12 protein-coding genes are annotated in these 13,877 nt (G+C 59.2%); 10 read left to right on the forward strand and 2 right to left on the reverse strand.

Features of this window, described 5'->3' with window-relative positions; all coding sequences use genetic code 11:
- Nucleotides 1–208: 208 nt before the first annotated feature.
- The 7 genes from RCO24_RS10835 (at nucleotide 209) to RCO24_RS10865 (ending at nucleotide 8,242) form a co-directional block, all read left to right on the forward strand.
- Nucleotides 209–2,134 (forward strand): TonB-dependent receptor, encoded by a 1,926-nt coding sequence (locus tag RCO24_RS10835; RefSeq protein WP_308961966.1) that lies wholly within the window; start codon nucleotides 209–211, stop codon nucleotides 2,132–2,134.
- 2 nt (nucleotides 2,135–2,136) lie between these two features.
- Entirely contained in the window at nucleotides 2,137–3,393 is a 1,257-nt protein-coding gene (locus RCO24_RS10840; RefSeq protein WP_308961968.1) for an MFS transporter, read from the forward strand.
- Nucleotides 3,390–4,556, forward strand: a complete 1,167-nt coding sequence (locus RCO24_RS10845) for an FAD-dependent oxidoreductase (protein WP_308961969.1) — start codon at nucleotides 3,390–3,392, stop codon at nucleotides 4,554–4,556. The genes RCO24_RS10840 and RCO24_RS10845 overlap by 4 nt, the downstream gene beginning before the upstream one ends.
- Nucleotides 4,557–4,569: 13 nt before the next feature.
- Entirely contained in the window at nucleotides 4,570–5,523 is a 954-nt protein-coding gene (gene dmeF / locus RCO24_RS10850; RefSeq protein ID WP_308961970.1) for a CDF family Co(II)/Ni(II) efflux transporter DmeF, read from the forward strand.
- 254 nt (nucleotides 5,524–5,777) lie between these two features.
- Nucleotides 5,778–6,047, forward strand: coding sequence for a DUF3489 domain-containing protein (locus RCO24_RS10855; protein ID WP_308961972.1), 270 nt, complete (start codon nucleotides 5,778–5,780; stop codon nucleotides 6,045–6,047).
- Nucleotide 6,048: 1 nt separating this feature from the next.
- Entirely contained in the window at nucleotides 6,049–6,525 is a 477-nt protein-coding gene (locus RCO24_RS10860; protein WP_308961974.1) for a DUF2924 domain-containing protein, read from the forward strand.
- Entirely contained in the window at nucleotides 6,512–8,242 is a 1,731-nt protein-coding gene (locus tag RCO24_RS10865; RefSeq protein ID WP_308961975.1) for a recombinase family protein, read from the forward strand. The genes RCO24_RS10860 and RCO24_RS10865 overlap by 14 nt, the downstream gene beginning before the upstream one ends.
- A gap of 338 nt (nucleotides 8,243–8,580) precedes the next feature.
- On the opposite strand, the gene RCO24_RS10870 is transcribed toward RCO24_RS10865, so the two are convergent.
- Complete coding sequence (locus tag RCO24_RS10870; RefSeq protein ID WP_308961976.1) at nucleotides 8,581–9,282, reverse strand: hypothetical protein; 702 nt, start codon at nucleotides 9,280–9,282, stop codon at nucleotides 8,581–8,583.
- 2 nt (nucleotides 9,283–9,284) lie between these two features.
- Nucleotides 9,285–9,791, reverse strand: coding sequence for a Pycsar system effector family protein (locus RCO24_RS10875; protein WP_308961977.1), 507 nt, complete (start codon nucleotides 9,789–9,791; stop codon nucleotides 9,285–9,287).
- A 290-nt stretch (nucleotides 9,792–10,081) separates the two neighbouring features.
- On the opposite strand from RCO24_RS10875, the gene RCO24_RS10880 reads away from it, so the two are divergent.
- Genes RCO24_RS10880 through RCO24_RS10890 form a run of 3 tightly spaced genes read left to right on the forward strand, consistent with a single transcriptional unit; the run spans nucleotide 10,082 to nucleotide 13,324 of the window.
- On the forward strand, nucleotides 10,082–11,608 hold the full coding sequence (locus RCO24_RS10880) for an adenylate/guanylate cyclase domain-containing protein (protein ID WP_308961979.1): 1,527 nt from the start codon (nucleotides 10,082–10,084) through the stop codon (nucleotides 11,606–11,608).
- Between the two features lie 2 nt (nucleotides 11,609–11,610).
- The gene (locus tag RCO24_RS10885; RefSeq protein WP_308961980.1) at nucleotides 11,611–12,420 is read left to right on the forward strand and encodes an E2 domain-associated cysteine-rich protein; all 810 of its coding nucleotides are present in this window, start codon (nucleotides 11,611–11,613) and stop codon (nucleotides 12,418–12,420) included.
- Nucleotides 12,392–13,324 carry a TIR domain-containing protein gene (locus RCO24_RS10890; protein ID WP_308961982.1) on the forward strand — a complete coding sequence of 311 codons (933 nt, stop codon included), beginning with the start codon at nucleotides 12,392–12,394 and terminating at the stop codon, nucleotides 13,322–13,324. The genes RCO24_RS10885 and RCO24_RS10890 overlap by 29 nt, the downstream gene beginning before the upstream one ends.
- The last annotated feature ends 553 nt before the right edge of the window (nucleotides 13,325–13,877 follow it).

The following is a 13,877-nucleotide window of genomic DNA, read 5'->3' on the forward strand; positions in this document are numbered from 1 at the left end:
TGGAACCTTAGAAATGTTCTCAAGATATGCGGTCGCGGCAGTTGGAGCCTTCGTAACGCTTGGAGGCATGTCTGCACAAGCTCAACAAGCTGCCACACAGACCTCTGACACGGTCGAGCTTCCTCCGATAGAGGTTACAACAGCCAACAAACGACCTCAGAAAGCTCGTTCTGCTCCCAAGGCGGGAGGAACTGCGCCTACCTCAAATGTGGCCGCGTCGTCGGCCGAGACGGGCGTTGGCGGCGGAACGGGTCAGGGGAATGGCGCGCCTACCGAGACGGCCGATGCCAACGTATCCGTTCGCAATGCGGCAGAACTCAAGAGTGCTGGCGTCACGACGGTTGCCGATCTCGAGAAGGTGTTCCCGGGGCTCACCATCCGTTCGAGAGGCAACCGCGCCTACGCGAACATCACGGTGCGCGGCGTGACCTCTCCGGATTTCTACAATCCATCGGTGCAAGTCTTGATCGACGGAGTTCCCCAGGCGGCGTCTGCGTTCGCGCAGGACCTCGTGGATGTGGAGCGTGTCGAATTCCTGAGGGGACCTCAGGGCGTACTGTATGGCGCCAACGCGTTCGGCGGCGTCATCAACATTATTTCCCGCAAGTCGCGGGAAAACACCGCGCAGGTCGTCGGAACGGTCGGCAACCTCGAAAGATCGGTTGTTGCTACTGGCACAGCGGTGCTCGCAAAGAATTCGCTGTTCCTCGATCTCGGCGCCAAGCGGTCCCACGATCCGGGCGAGATCGATAATGCGATCACAGGGCAGAACGACATCGATACGTCCGACGTATGGAGCGGACGCGCCAGCCTTCGGTACGCGCCGACGCAAGGTCCGTTCGACATGGCTCTCACCTATGCGCGTGAAGAGGCGGACTCTAAGGAGGAAACCTATATCCGCGACGCCCTCCTCAAAGAGCGCACCTTTGATTTGCCAATTCCTCAGGGCCTACTGAAGCGTGAGGTCGATACGGCCTCGGCCGCATGGAACTATCGCTTCGCAAGTGGGTTCGCGCTAACCGGCATCTCAGCGTACCAAGACGTGAGTTACGATCGCGACACTTTCGGATACGCATTCCCGGAAAGCGAGGAGGCCTTCACGCAGGAGGTGCGTCTAGCGTACACGGGGCCTGGACCGCTCACGGGCGTAGCCGGCTTCTACTATCGAGACAGCGACTTCAAGCGCACATTTGAGGCAATTGGCTCCGAAAACAATATCGGTACCGAGAGCGTTGCCGGCTTCGGCGAGTTGACCTGGCACGTGACGAGCAAGCTCGACCTGATCGGTGGCGTGCGGGTGTCGCAGGACACGTCCACACTCGATTTTTCGCTTCCGGCCTTTGCCATCGAGCGTCACGGAGAGGAAACCTATTCGGCTGTGCAGCCGAAAATTTCTCTGGCCTATCAGATCAACGAGGCGACCCGTGTCTATGCGCTCGTTTCTGAAGGCTACAAGCCCGGCGGCTTCCAGCACGCCATCAGTAACCCAGGCAATCCCGCCGAATTCGAGCCCTACGATCCGGAAACGGCGTGGAACTACGAGGTTGGTCTAAGCACCCGCGTGTTCCGGAGCCTCGATTTCTCGGCAGCGGTCTATCACATCGTGTCTGAGGACAAGCAGATCTATGTTGGTCCGGTTGGGCTTCAAACGATAAAGAATGCGGGTGAGGCCGAGAGCACTGGCGTTGAGCTTGAAGCGACTTGGCGGCCCAATCGCAATTTGACCATTCTGACGACTGCCGCGTTCGGCCGTTCCGAGTTCACCGACTTCGTCGATGGCGCAAATAACTACAACGGAAACCGTGTTCCCTACGCGCCGGACGTCACAGCGACGCTCAACGCGCGCTATGTCTTAGACCAGCGCGTGCTGTCCGCCGAGCTAGCCTTCACGGGCAACATCCGCTACGCCAGCACGACCTATTTCGATGAGGCAAATGCATTGTCGCAGGAGCCCTTCGCAATCTACGACGCTGGCGTCGAGCTGAACTGGGACAACGGAGTTGGTGTCAAAGTGTTCGTCGATAACATCTCGGACGAGATCTATCGGGAATACAGCTTCATGTCCGGTCCCACGCAGCTCAGTATTCCGAGCGAGGGACGCTTTGTCGGTGTGACGCTGACGGCGAAGTACTGAATATGTCCATTGCTGACACCATGACGCGGACGCGCGGCGAACAGTTGCCGTTCCTCCGCGTCTTCGTTGCCATTGCGGGCATCTATATTGCTCAAAGCCTTGTCTCAGGGCTGGCTCTGCAATCCGTTCCGGCTGTTATGCGTAGCACCGGTGCAGCGCTCGATCAGATCGGCCTGCTCTACCTGGTGCTTATTCCGTGGTCCCTCAAATTTCTCTGGGCGCCGTGGTTGGAGACATTCCGGCTGGGCAAGGGAAGAAACCGATCCCGCGAGGTTATTATCTGGGGTCAGTGGTCGGTCGCGGTTCTGGTTGCCGCTGTGGCTCTAATCGGAACTGCCGACTTCCCGCTTCTTCTGACGGCTCTGTCTCTGGCAACGCTGGCTGCGGCGACGATCGACATTGCATGCGATGGTTTCGCCGTCGAACAACTCGCGGCGCATCACAGAGGTTGGGGTAACACCGCTCAGGTCGGCGGCTCCTATGTCGGCTTTATGCTAGGCGGCGGAGTCTACTTATGGCTCGTTGCCCACTCCGATTTTAGAACCGCGACGCTGCTGCTTGCCGCGATGATTGTGGTGCTGAGTCTTCCCTTTGTCTTCGTGAGGTTAGGACGCGATCCTGCTCCTCGTGATGAATTCGTTCCGCACACGCCATCGCTTGGTTTCGCACTGAAGCGGCGAGAGGTGCGTCTAGGTATCGTGCTCGTGATACTTGCCGGCTTAGGACCTAGGGCAAGCTCTAGCCTGCTTGGCCCCTATTTGATCGACAAAGGGTTGGATCTCGGAACTCTCGGTATTCTCAATGGCGCGGCCGCCGTGGGGGCGGGCGTAGCTGGGACTTTTCTCGGCGCACTTCTCGTACAAGCGTTCGGCGCCAGCCGCGCGACGGTCGTGGCCATCTTCCTTCAGCTTACTGTTCTCATATCGCTCACAGCGCTCATTCGCTTCGGAGCCGCCACGATTCCGGCGTTGATCGGCATTCAGGTTGCGCTCACGATCACCATGGCCGTGGGGTTCGTCGCATTCTATTCGCTTCTTATGGGGGCGTCATCTCTGCGGCAGGCCGGCGTGGACTTCACATTGTTTCAATGTGCGGATGCCGCGTGCGCGACCGCGAGTGGTCTGGCGGCGGGTGTGACAGCCCATTCGATCGGCTACGCGAATGTATTCGCATTGACAGTTGGCTCGTCGCTTATCGCGGCGATCGCGTCGCTTTATCTCGCGCGCCGCATTGAGAAGCCTGGAGGGCTCACAGAATGACTCAGAGGACGGCTCTCATTGTTGGGGCGGGTGTTGCGGGCCTAGCCGCGGCTTGGTGGCTCAAGAAGGTTGGGTGGAGCGCGGTGGTGATCGAGCGTGCGCCCGATCTCCGGACCGCGGGTCACATGCTTGGTCTTTCGGGGCCGGGCCTCGAGGTTGCCAAGCGCATGGGCATCGAGCCGCAGCTTCAGGCCAAAGCCTGTGTCATCAATGAGAACATTTATCGTGATCGGAAAGGGCGTGAACTTCTGCGTATGAAGTATCGGGAGTTTCTCAAAGAGCTGCCCTACATTGCTCTCCGCCGCACTGATCTAGTGCAAGCGCTGCATGACGCGCTGCCGCCAGATGTGGACATTCGCTTTGGTGCCACGGCGGAGAAGATCGTTGATCATGGCGATCGCGTTTCCGTGCAGCTCGCGGATGGAACTGAGCTAACGGGAGATCTTCTGATCGGAGCTGATGGGCTGCGCTCCTGGGTGCGTCGCGAAGTCTTCGGATCGGATGAGCGATTTTTCAAGGAGCTGGGCTATCGGTTCGCAACCTACGATCTGGAAGATACCCTTAATCTCGGCATTGATTTTCTTTCTTACACAGAGCCTGGACATATTGTCGAATACTACACGCTACGCGACGGGCGGATCGCGGCGCTTCACGCCTGGGTTACCTCCGAAACGGGCATCGTACCTGATGAGGCTCGATGGGCAGCGATCCGGCGCGCCGCGCGGACTGCGCACCCGCAAGTGCATGAGATCGTGGACGCGGCTCAACGCGGACCCCTGCCGCTGATCGACAACCTGACGCTTGTCGACATGCCGTCGTGGTCGGAGGGCCGCGTTGTGCTCCTGGGAGATGCGGCGCACTGCCTGACGCTGATCTCCGGACAAGGTGCGGGAATGTCCATAGCCTCGGCGGCCATGCTGGCCGAGGAACTCGGCAGCAAGCCGATTGATGAGGCACTGAGAAGGCATGACGAGCGACTGCGTCCCGCAATTGTGAAGCTGCAAGAAAGAAGCCGCAAGATGGGCGCGTTGTTCGTTCCAGCGAGCTCGCTGTCATTCCATCTCAGAAACTTTGCGTTGCGCCACATGCCGCGCGCTTGGCTCGGTCAGTATTTCATCAACGCCATCCGGTCCGAGATACTTGCCACGGCGGATGCAAGCTAGAGGATTTCGCGGCATGCACACCCAGTCTCTTGGCGTCTGGCAACACTCCCACGTGTTTCTCGGTGAGAGGCATGCACGCAATGAGCGGCGCGTGTGGCTTGTCGTTGGTTTAACGACTGTGATGATGGTCGCGGAGATTGTCGGCGGTGCGCTGTTCGGCAGTGTGGCATTGTCGGCGGATGGTTGGCACATGGCGACCCATGCGGCGGCTCTGACCATAAGTGGGCTTGCCTATGTTTTCGCCAGGCGGCATGCGCATAACCCGCGCTATACTTTCGGTACAGGTAAGTTTGGAGAGCTTGCCGGTTATACGAGTGCAATCGTCTTGGGTCTCGTTTCGATTGGGATTGTCTACGAGGCTATCGCGCGGATCTTCGATCCTGTGGCTATTCAGTTCAATGAAGCGCTCGCCATTGCCGGGATTGGACTTGGGGTCAATTTGCTCAGCGCGTGGCTGTTGGGTGCGCATGATCACAGTCACGGCGGTCATGATCATGATGACGAGCACGATCACCACGATCATGTCCATGGGCATGCGTCAGACGGAAACCTGCGCGCAGCCTTTGTCCATGTGATCGCGGATGCTGTTACATCCGGGCTCGCTATTGGTGCGTTGCTCGCAGCTAGCGTATTTGGATGGAATTGGATCGATCCGCTTGTGGGTATCATTGGTGCGGTTTTGATCGCGACATGGGCGATCGCGCTCATGCGCTCCACATCATCGGTTTTGCTCGATGTCTTGCCGAGTGCAGACATTGCTGCAGACATTCGCGGAAGGCTTGAGGTAAACGGTGATCGTGTCTCGGATCTGCACCTATGGCAGCTAGGGCCAGGGCACATTGGGGCTATCATTTCAATTGTTACCGACGATCCGAGACCGCCAGAACACTACAAGAAATTTCTTAGTCCTGTTCGCGGACTTTCCCATGTGACTGTCGAAGTGCTGCGATGCCACTCTCACGACTAGTCTTAAGGTGTCTGTCATCCTAGGCTATGTGACTGGACTTCTGTCGAAAAGCACGCATTTCTGGGTACACAGGCTGATGATCCGAAGTTCGTTGCCGATTGCGACTGCCTCGCGATTTGCGGGGTTCTGGGTCGTGCGAGCGCCAATTTTGGTGCTGCAAGACACGGAGCCGACAGATGCAAACCCCTCGATCTGAGTCCAAAGCGAAATCCGTACGCAAGACAGTGCCAAGTAAGCAGCCGCGGAAAGTGGTGGTGGCCAAGCCGAAGCCTCAACCCATTGCGGACGCCGCTCCCGCCACATTGACTTCTCGTACAACGAAGCAGGAACTCGTTCTATCGCTGCTCAACCGCAAAGAGGGTGCGAGCGTCGAAGACATCATGAAAGCCACGAGTTGGCAGGGGCACAGCGTGCGCGGCTTCTTTGCGGGAACGGTGAAGAAGAAGCTGGGTTTCACGCTGACCTCGTCGAGAGCCGAAGGAGAGGTTCGTCGCTATCGCATCGAGCTGCGCGGAGCGCGGTGACATGGCTCTGTCGGACGCTCGGCTTGCGAGTAAGCTTGAGACGCTCGCAGACCTTACGATCTTCGAACTCAGGATTGAGTGGCGGCGGCATCACAAGATGCCGCCGCCCAAGCGGCTGAGTCGCGATCTGTTGATCCGTGGGATCGCTTTTAAGCTCCAAGAGCGAGTGCTGGGGGGATTGTCGCGATCTACGCTCAGGAAGCTCGAGGGGCTGCGATCCTCTGAAGCGACAGCGCCTGCGGCCGCGTCACCGTCTCTTCGTCCTGGCACCAAGCTTATTCGGGATTGGGGCGGAGAAACGCATTCCGTTCTTGTTCTGAACTCCGGATTCGAGTGGCGCGGGAAGACCTATCGTTCCCTATCCACGATTGCGAGGGCCATCACCGGTGCGCATTGGTCCGGGCCGCGCTTCTTCGGCCTCAAGCGTCAATCGCGTTCACCCCGCCAATCCGCGGATGTCGAAAATGTCCAAGATTGATCGCGCGTCGACGCACCTTGCCGTCCCTTGCGCGATCTATACCCGCAAATCCTCCGAGGAAGGGCTGGAGCAAGAGTTCAACTCGCTCGATGCTCAGAGAGAAGCTTGCGAAGCCTATGCTCTCAGCCAAAAGCATGCGGGTTGGAGCGTCTTACCTGAAATGTATGATGATGGCGGCCTCTCAGGTGGCACCATGGAACGGCCCGCACTGCAGCGCCTTCTCGACGAGGTGCGCGCCGGTCGGGTCAAGGTGATCGTCGTCTACAAGGTGGATCGTCTCACGCGCTCGCTCGCTGATTTTGCGAAGATCGTCGAGGTGCTTGACGCGTATGGGGCGTCATTCGTCTCGGTGACCCAGCATTTTAATACGACGACCTCCATGGGTCGGCTGACGTTAAATGTTCTGCTTTCCTTCGCTCAGTTCGAGCGCGAGATCGCGGGCGAGCGCATTCGCGATAAGATCGCGGCCTCCAAGAAGAAGGGCATGTGGATGGGCGGCAATGTTCCGCTCGGGTATGATGTTCGCGACCGGAAGCTTATTGTCAATCCGGCGGAGGCGGACACCGTCCGGCACATCTTTCAACGCTACGCCGAGATCGGCAGCGTTTCGGCGTTGAAGCTCGAGCTTGATCGTGATGGCATTGTCAGTAAGCAACGCAGGGATGCGAGCGGGCGTTGCGCTGGGGGGTCCGCATTCACGCGTGGCGCATTATACCTGCTCCTACAGAACCGAATTTACCGCGGTGAGATCGTCCACAAGGGTGATGTCTTTGCGGGCGAGCACGAAGCGCTTGTCGAAAATGGCCTCTGGAATGCCGTCGCCGCGCAACTGAATCGGCACCGCCATGATCGAAGGATTGGAGCCGGTTCGGATGAACCCAGTCTGTTGGCCGGCTTGCTGTTTGATGGCAAAGGTCAGCGGCTCATGGCTTCGCACGCCGTCAAGTCGGGGAAGCGCTATCGGTACTACGTCTCTCAGGCGCTCGTGGTGGGCGCGCGCGCGAAGTCGCCAGACGGGATGCGCCTTCCTGCCGGAGACATCGAGGCGCTTGCGCTCGATCGCCTTCGGCAGTTTTTCGCCACACCCGCAAAGGTCAGTGATGCAGTGTCTGAGTTTAATCTTTCTGCTGCAACTCAACGGGTTCTGCTGAGCAAGGCGAACGAGCTTGCGAAGAGATGGGGTGAACGCTCGTACGCAGAACAACGTGGTCTGCTCATGAGAATTGCCGAAGCCGTCATCGTGCATGATGATGGTGTCGAGCTTAGGCTCAAGTGCGATCGGATCGCGACGGAGCTGGGCGCAGAGCTTGGCCAGCAGAGTGGTCAACAGAACGAGGGCAAGTCGCGTCTAAAACTCTGCTTCGAAGCGCAGTTGAAGCGGGTCGGAAACGGTTCCCGGTTGATTGTCGGAGCGGGGACAACCACAAACCGGGACGATAGGCTTGTCCGGCTCATAGCGCAGGCTTTCGAGTTTCGGGATCAGTTGTTCTCGGGCCGGTACGACAGTGTCGAGGATATGGCGGCTGAGTTGGGAACAAGCGGGACCTACGTGACGACGCTCGTACGTCTCGCGTTCCTGTCACCGAACATCGTCCGGGCGATACTGGATGGCCGTCAGCCTCCCGATCTGACGCTGACGCGTTTGATGACGGTTTCGAAAGAGCTGCCACTTGCCTGGTCGGCGCAGGGGCAATACCTCGGGTTCGCCGATTTCTGAGGCCGGTGGTGTCTTGTGGCACGAATTGTTGATCCGTCCCAGAAGCGGGCATCGAAATTGTCCCCGTCGATCCCCCTAGGCCGTCGTCGAAGAAGTCCGCTGTGAAGGGTAGAGCGGTACTAACGTCAAGCCAACAGCAGGAGGATCGATCGAGACCATGCCCCGTCCTCTGCGAAGTGAATATGCAGACGGCAGTCTCGCAGCAACGAATGGCCGAGGAGGATCTTCGGAAGCCCATGGCGGTGGCGGGGGAATATGGTCATCACCGACCGGTCACACCCATCGCGCCATTGCCAACATCGCCGCCGTGTACCTCGTCCCCTAGGGCACCCTCACACTCAGTAGGGCTTCCACTGCCAACTTGATCGGTAGATGCTCATATTGTTGCGTGCGGTCCACGTCCGCGCTTCCCACATGGGTTGTCCGTTAGCGCCGACTTTTGCGTCATTTTCCAGAGCACCATATACGGCAGCGGTAATCCACGAGGTATAGGCGCCATCCCTCAGAGTGCAGAGCTTTGCGGCATAATTGGCTGCGCGTCCGACCCACACCAGATCGTTGTCATTGCGCACGCCGATCCGCGCAATGAACAGTTCACTCGTGTCGACGCTGACGGAGTGCGCTGGCACGTAGGTCGTATTTGGATACTGGGCTTTCAATTTTGGTCGGATGATTTCGTTCATCGCGTAGTTGATCTGCAGAGCGCATTTTGCAGCTTTGGTGTTCTTCATGCTGCCGATGAAAACGGCCATGACGCGGTCGCCGTCATAGGCGGTAATAGCCCCACCGCGTGCTTTGATGATCCGCGCGCAGCACGTGAGGAACGCCTTGTAAACTTCCGCGGCGAACGCCGCCTGATACGTATCGACCAAGCCGGTCGAGTCCGCCATGTCGGCATTGAGCACGGTGCCGGCCAGCTTCACGGCATTGTTGCCAAGCCGCAAGTCAGCTGGCGCGGGAATTACTGTCCCATCGCGCACGCTCCACGGCGCGCGGAATATTGTCGCCACCTCTGTCGTGAGATCTTCCGCAAGTCCCATGGCTAGCGTACGATGAGTTCAGCGTGATGCGCACTCGCTGCGGCGAGCGCGGCGAACCACGTGGGCAGCGCGAGCGCGGTGGAGATGAATGCCCACTTCACCGCATCGAACTTGAGCGTGAGAATCTCGGCGTTGCGCCATACCTGTCCGAGTAGGTCATCGGTAAAGGTCGTGTCGGAGCAGGCGCACATTTCTTTCAGATACGTCGCCTCCGTACGGCGCGCGATTTCGCGAAAGTATACGAGTGACTGTTGGCCGCCATCAAGAACGGGGTAGCTCGCCCGGTAAAGGAACCAGACGCTCGTGCCGAGCGCGGCCACACTCAAAATGTACGCCAGTACGAGATACCAGACCTGCAGATCGGTAAGCCGTGCGTTTAGGGCAAGCAGCGCGAGCATCGCCACGTCGACGGCGAATAGCGCGGAGATCTTTGTGTCGACCCGCGGGAAGAAGGCGAGGACGCGATCGAGCTGATCGGTCGCGGCTTCACGAAGGGGCTCATCTTTCATCGCGCCAGTATACAGCGCAGAGGCTCTAGCGCGACGGTTGCGCGCTATTCATCCACATAACCGTCTAAAGCGTCGAGGCCGCTCGACCCTCATTTTCCGCCAAATCAGCGACAACAACGCCTGCAAGATCATGGAGCGCCCACCGCTGGGTTGAGCACGAGGGGACCTGCGCGCCTCGCGTGATCGCGGTCATTTCATGCGGGATTCGACTCCACTCCAGAATCATGTTCTTGGTACGTTCCAATGGCAAATTCGGCCGGATTGAACGCGCTGCCAAGGGGAAACCGTCCATGGCAAAAAACTGGAATCGTGACCGCGCCGCCGAGCAGATCGACAAGCGGCTGGACGAGGTCGAGACCGTGACTGTCGTCGATTTCAAGCGCGACATGTCGCTTGAGAACATTCCGACCAACAAAGCCTATCGTATGGACGCTGCTCACCTTTACGCGGACATACTTAATCTATTCGACATGCTCTGCGTTACTGAAGATGAAGGCGTCACCTGCCACCGCCGGACGCTTCGCTTCCTCAACCTGCACTACCGTGCCGTCAACCGGATCCTTTCGGAGTGCGATGCGCGGCGAGTCGACTTCCACAACCAACGTCTGCACGCCGTAGTGTCCAAGCCTTACAACGCGGAGGATGGCGCCGAGCGAAGCCGGTTGGAAAGGGCCGTCGCCATCGGGCAAATGATCATCGACGTGCTAAAACAGACCGGAGACGACGACGAGCAGGTCCCGAACGCTAAAATGCGGATCGGTATCGACACTGGACTGGCCCTTGCCGTCAACAACGGCCGGCGGGGAGGGCGGGAGCCGCTTTTCCTGGGCGAACCCGCCAACAGGGCCGCTAAGCTCTCGGCTGCCGGGCGGCAGCAGGGAATTTACCTCACCAACAAGGCACGCAAGGCAATCGGCCTGGAAGAGGTAGACCAACCCGCTGCCACCGCCTTGACGGACGATGAAATCGCCAAATGCAAGTCGGCGGCCGCCCTTCCTGTCACTGTCGACGAGATCGTGCAGGGCTGGCGCGATGATTTGAAGGCGAACCCGATCGGTACGTTCGAGTTCACTCGCCATACGCCGCCGCTTCGTACGCTCGATATCACTGCGATGACGCCCGGAAATTCGCGGCGGCAGGAGGCGGTCTCGCTCTACGCAGATATCGACAACTTCACCGCTTACGTCTCCGCTCACGTAAATGGCAACCCTGAAGATGTCGTCAGAGTTTTCCACGTGCTCCGCTCTGAGATGGATCGGGTGTCGACGGTCGAGTTCTACGGGCGCCGCGTGCGTTTTATCGGTGACTGCATTCATGGACTCATCTGCGAGGGCACGTCGCGCGAGACCGACGAGGAGGCGAGCGTCAGTACCGCTACACTCTGCGCCGGAGCATTGCGGTCCAGCTTCGGGCTGGCGCTCGAAAAGCTGAAGGATCGTGGGATCGATATCGCAGATCTTGCACTGGCGATCGGATTCGAGCTCGGCCCGATGACCGTAACGAGACTTGGGCTGAAAGGTGATCGCGTGCGCTGCTCGGTGAGCAGGGGCGTTCTTGCAAGCGAGGCGGAACAACAGCGCTGCGATGGCACCGAGACGGCGATCGGCCCACTGGCATATGAGGCGGGAACTGAAGGGGTAAAGAATCTCTTCGGCAAGACGCGCAAAGCGCCCAATCTGGATTACAACGAGGTCGTCGAGGCCCTCTCCGAGGATGGCGATGCGTCGGCCAAAGCCGCCCAGGAGGCAGCCTATGTGGCCGCCGCGCCTGCCATTGTGGAGGCCGCCCGCGTCATCGTCCGTCCTCACGCTTCTTAGACATGAGCGCGGTTGATCTTCTGGCGGCGAAGGCGCCCGAGTTCGGCGTTAGCGTCCGGAGCCGATCCGGCGCGCGGATGGAGGTGGATGTTCCGGTCCCGCTGCCCGATGGGACTGCGCCGTCTTACTGCGTTGCCGTGCAAGCCTCCGGGGCCATGGTCGGAGCCCGTGAAAGGGTTCCAGCCCGTCTTCCTGCGTTCTGTCCCGAGAGGCATATCAACAGCGACAGCAGTTTTTGCCTGGGATGGGCGGAGGTCGATCCGCTGGCGGTCAACAATGAAGGCGATGCCTGGAACTGGTGGGCGCGCCTTGTAAAGTTCTTGCGGCTGCAGGAGCGCGCTGCGCGACGGCGGCGGTGGCCCGATAGCCGGGCCTGGGCCCATGGAGCCGCGGCGGCCGAACAACTTCGCGCCGAGCGCGCCGCGGACCGGTTGGGCGAGCCATTTATCGACGATGTAGCGCGAAACCGGCTCACGATCGCCCGACACGGCTCGAGTTCGAACGGCCCCGCGCTCCGGGTCTACCGCAACGGCGTCTGGATTTTCTCTATATGGGAGCTCGCGAAGCGTCCGGTTAATCTGCGCCGCCGCTGTGTCTGCAAGAAAGGCGAGGGACGGCCTCTGGCCGTTCTGCGCAACTGCGGGACCCATAGCCAGGATGCTGCCGAACTCGCCTTTTCGCTGCGCGACCGGGAACGGGAGGAGGCCAAGTTCTGGAAAGCTCTTGAAGGTCGCATCTGCTGCGGGACCATGGACGGGTGCCCGCTCGCTTTAGGGGATCAGCATGGGAATTTCAGAAAGATTCAAGGATAAGTCGGACCTGATCGCGGCGCTGCTCCGCCAGCAGGTGATCGGGAACAATCGCGAAATCGCCGACGACGTGGCGCAGATTGGCGAGCTACTCGAATTTGAACCCGGTCAACAGCTGATCGAACAGGGCTGCGTAGACAGAGAGATCTATTTTTTGCTCGCGGGTGAGGCACGCGTCATTGTCAACGGCGTTCGCATGCACACACGGGGCTCCGGCGTTACGGTCGGCGAGATGTCGGCCCTCAATTCCACCATAGCTCGCTCAGCCACCATCGAGGCGGAGAAGGAGACGGCCGCATGGCGTATCACGCACGCGCGGCTTGAAGAGGTTGCTGACCGGCGCCCGGAACTGTGGAAACGGCTGGCCGTGGATCTGGCGGGGCGCCTGGAACAAAGAAACAGTTACGTGAACCGGGCAAATGTTGAGCCGAGACTGTTCATGATCTGCTCCGCAGAGGCTCTAGATATCGCTAAGTGCATTCGCATCGGCCTGAAACAGGTGACACGGCAGATTGTCATCTGGAGCGATGAGCAGATATTCGAGAGCGGATCATACCCGCTTGAGGCTCTGGAGAAGGAAGTCAATCAGGCCGACTTCGCGATCGCCCTCGCTGAGCCTGATGATATCATCCGCTCCAGAGATCGAGCTCAGGCGACTGTGAGAGACAATGTCATTTTCGAGCTTGGGTTCTTCATGTCGCGGCTGGGCAGGGCGCGCTCCCTGCTTCTCGTGCCGCGTGGTACCGACGTGAAGCTCCCGTCGGACTTCAAGGGACTGACACCTGTAGGATACTCCAAGGTCGGCCCAGGCGGCGACATGCCTGTGATACTGGGACCCACAATCGACGAGATAGGCAACATCGTCAAGAAGAAGGGTGTGCGTGCGTCCCTTGTAGAGGTTTCTTGAGCATCGAGTTTTTAGTGCGAGTATCGTCTAAGGGCAGCGTTGGGCGGCTCTGATTGGAACTCCCTCGGCAGCAGCCTTCATCGAAAGCAGGCGCGCATCGTCGGGTCCGTTGGAAGATTGTACGATGTGTATGCGAGCGCTGATTCCACGAATGGGAGCGCGGTTACTTTTGAACGCCCGCTTACGGTTCACGGCCAGAGCAGAACTGAATGTCCGCTTTGTTGGAAGCCGCGCTGAGGAATTTTGACGTGCTCGAGGTGTTTGCGCGGCGTCCTGAGATTACCGCCTTCTCGCGTTGATGTCCGATCGTACCCCGTCGGACTTGCCTGCCAATGCAGCAAGGCACGATTGGCAAATGTGCCGCGACGTCGGCTTGTGGAACGAACTTGCCATCCCCGCTTTGACCGGAAAGTCCCATTAGCCGACAATTCCGGCGTTCACTATTGCTCCATGCCGTATCAGCGGGTCAGGTCCGCTCACGGGTGACGAGCGGGCATCATGAGCTGGCGGACCGTCGCTGGTGACCCATAGCAAACATTCCTGACGCGTAGAA

The sequence above is a fragment of the Hyphomicrobium sp. LHD-15 genome (assembly GCF_031157355.1).
Lineage (GTDB): Bacteria > Pseudomonadota > Alphaproteobacteria > Rhizobiales > Hyphomicrobiaceae > Hyphomicrobium_C.

What these genes read in the sequence shown, in the direction of transcription:
- RCO24_RS10840 (WP_308961968.1), top strand. Translation starts at nt 2,137, where the DNA reads ATGTCCATTGCTGACACCATGACGCGGACGCGCGGCGAACAGTTGCCG.
- RCO24_RS10845 (WP_308961969.1), top strand. Translation starts at nt 3,390, where the DNA reads ATGACTCAGAGGACGGCTCTCATTGTTGGGGCGGGTGTTGCGGGCCTA.
- dmeF (WP_308961970.1), top strand. Translation starts at nt 4,570, where the DNA reads ATGCACACCCAGTCTCTTGGCGTCTGGCAACACTCCCACGTGTTTCTC.
- RCO24_RS10860 (WP_308961974.1), top strand. Translation starts at nt 6,049, where the DNA reads ATGGCTCTGTCGGACGCTCGGCTTGCGAGTAAGCTTGAGACGCTCGCA.
- RCO24_RS10865 (WP_308961975.1), top strand. Translation starts at nt 6,512, where the DNA reads ATGTCCAAGATTGATCGCGCGTCGACGCACCTTGCCGTCCCTTGCGCG.
- RCO24_RS10870 (WP_308961976.1), bottom strand. Translation starts at nt 9,282, where the DNA reads ATGGGACTTGCGGAAGATCTCACGACAGAGGTGGCGACAATATTCCGC.
- RCO24_RS10875 (WP_308961977.1), bottom strand. Translation starts at nt 9,791, where the DNA reads ATGAAAGATGAGCCCCTTCGTGAAGCCGCGACCGATCAGCTCGATCGC.
- RCO24_RS10880 (WP_308961979.1), top strand. Translation starts at nt 10,082, where the DNA reads ATGGCAAAAAACTGGAATCGTGACCGCGCCGCCGAGCAGATCGACAAG.
- RCO24_RS10885 (WP_308961980.1), top strand. Translation starts at nt 11,611, where the DNA reads ATGAGCGCGGTTGATCTTCTGGCGGCGAAGGCGCCCGAGTTCGGCGTT.
- RCO24_RS10890 (WP_308961982.1), top strand. Translation starts at nt 12,392, where the DNA reads ATGGGAATTTCAGAAAGATTCAAGGATAAGTCGGACCTGATCGCGGCG.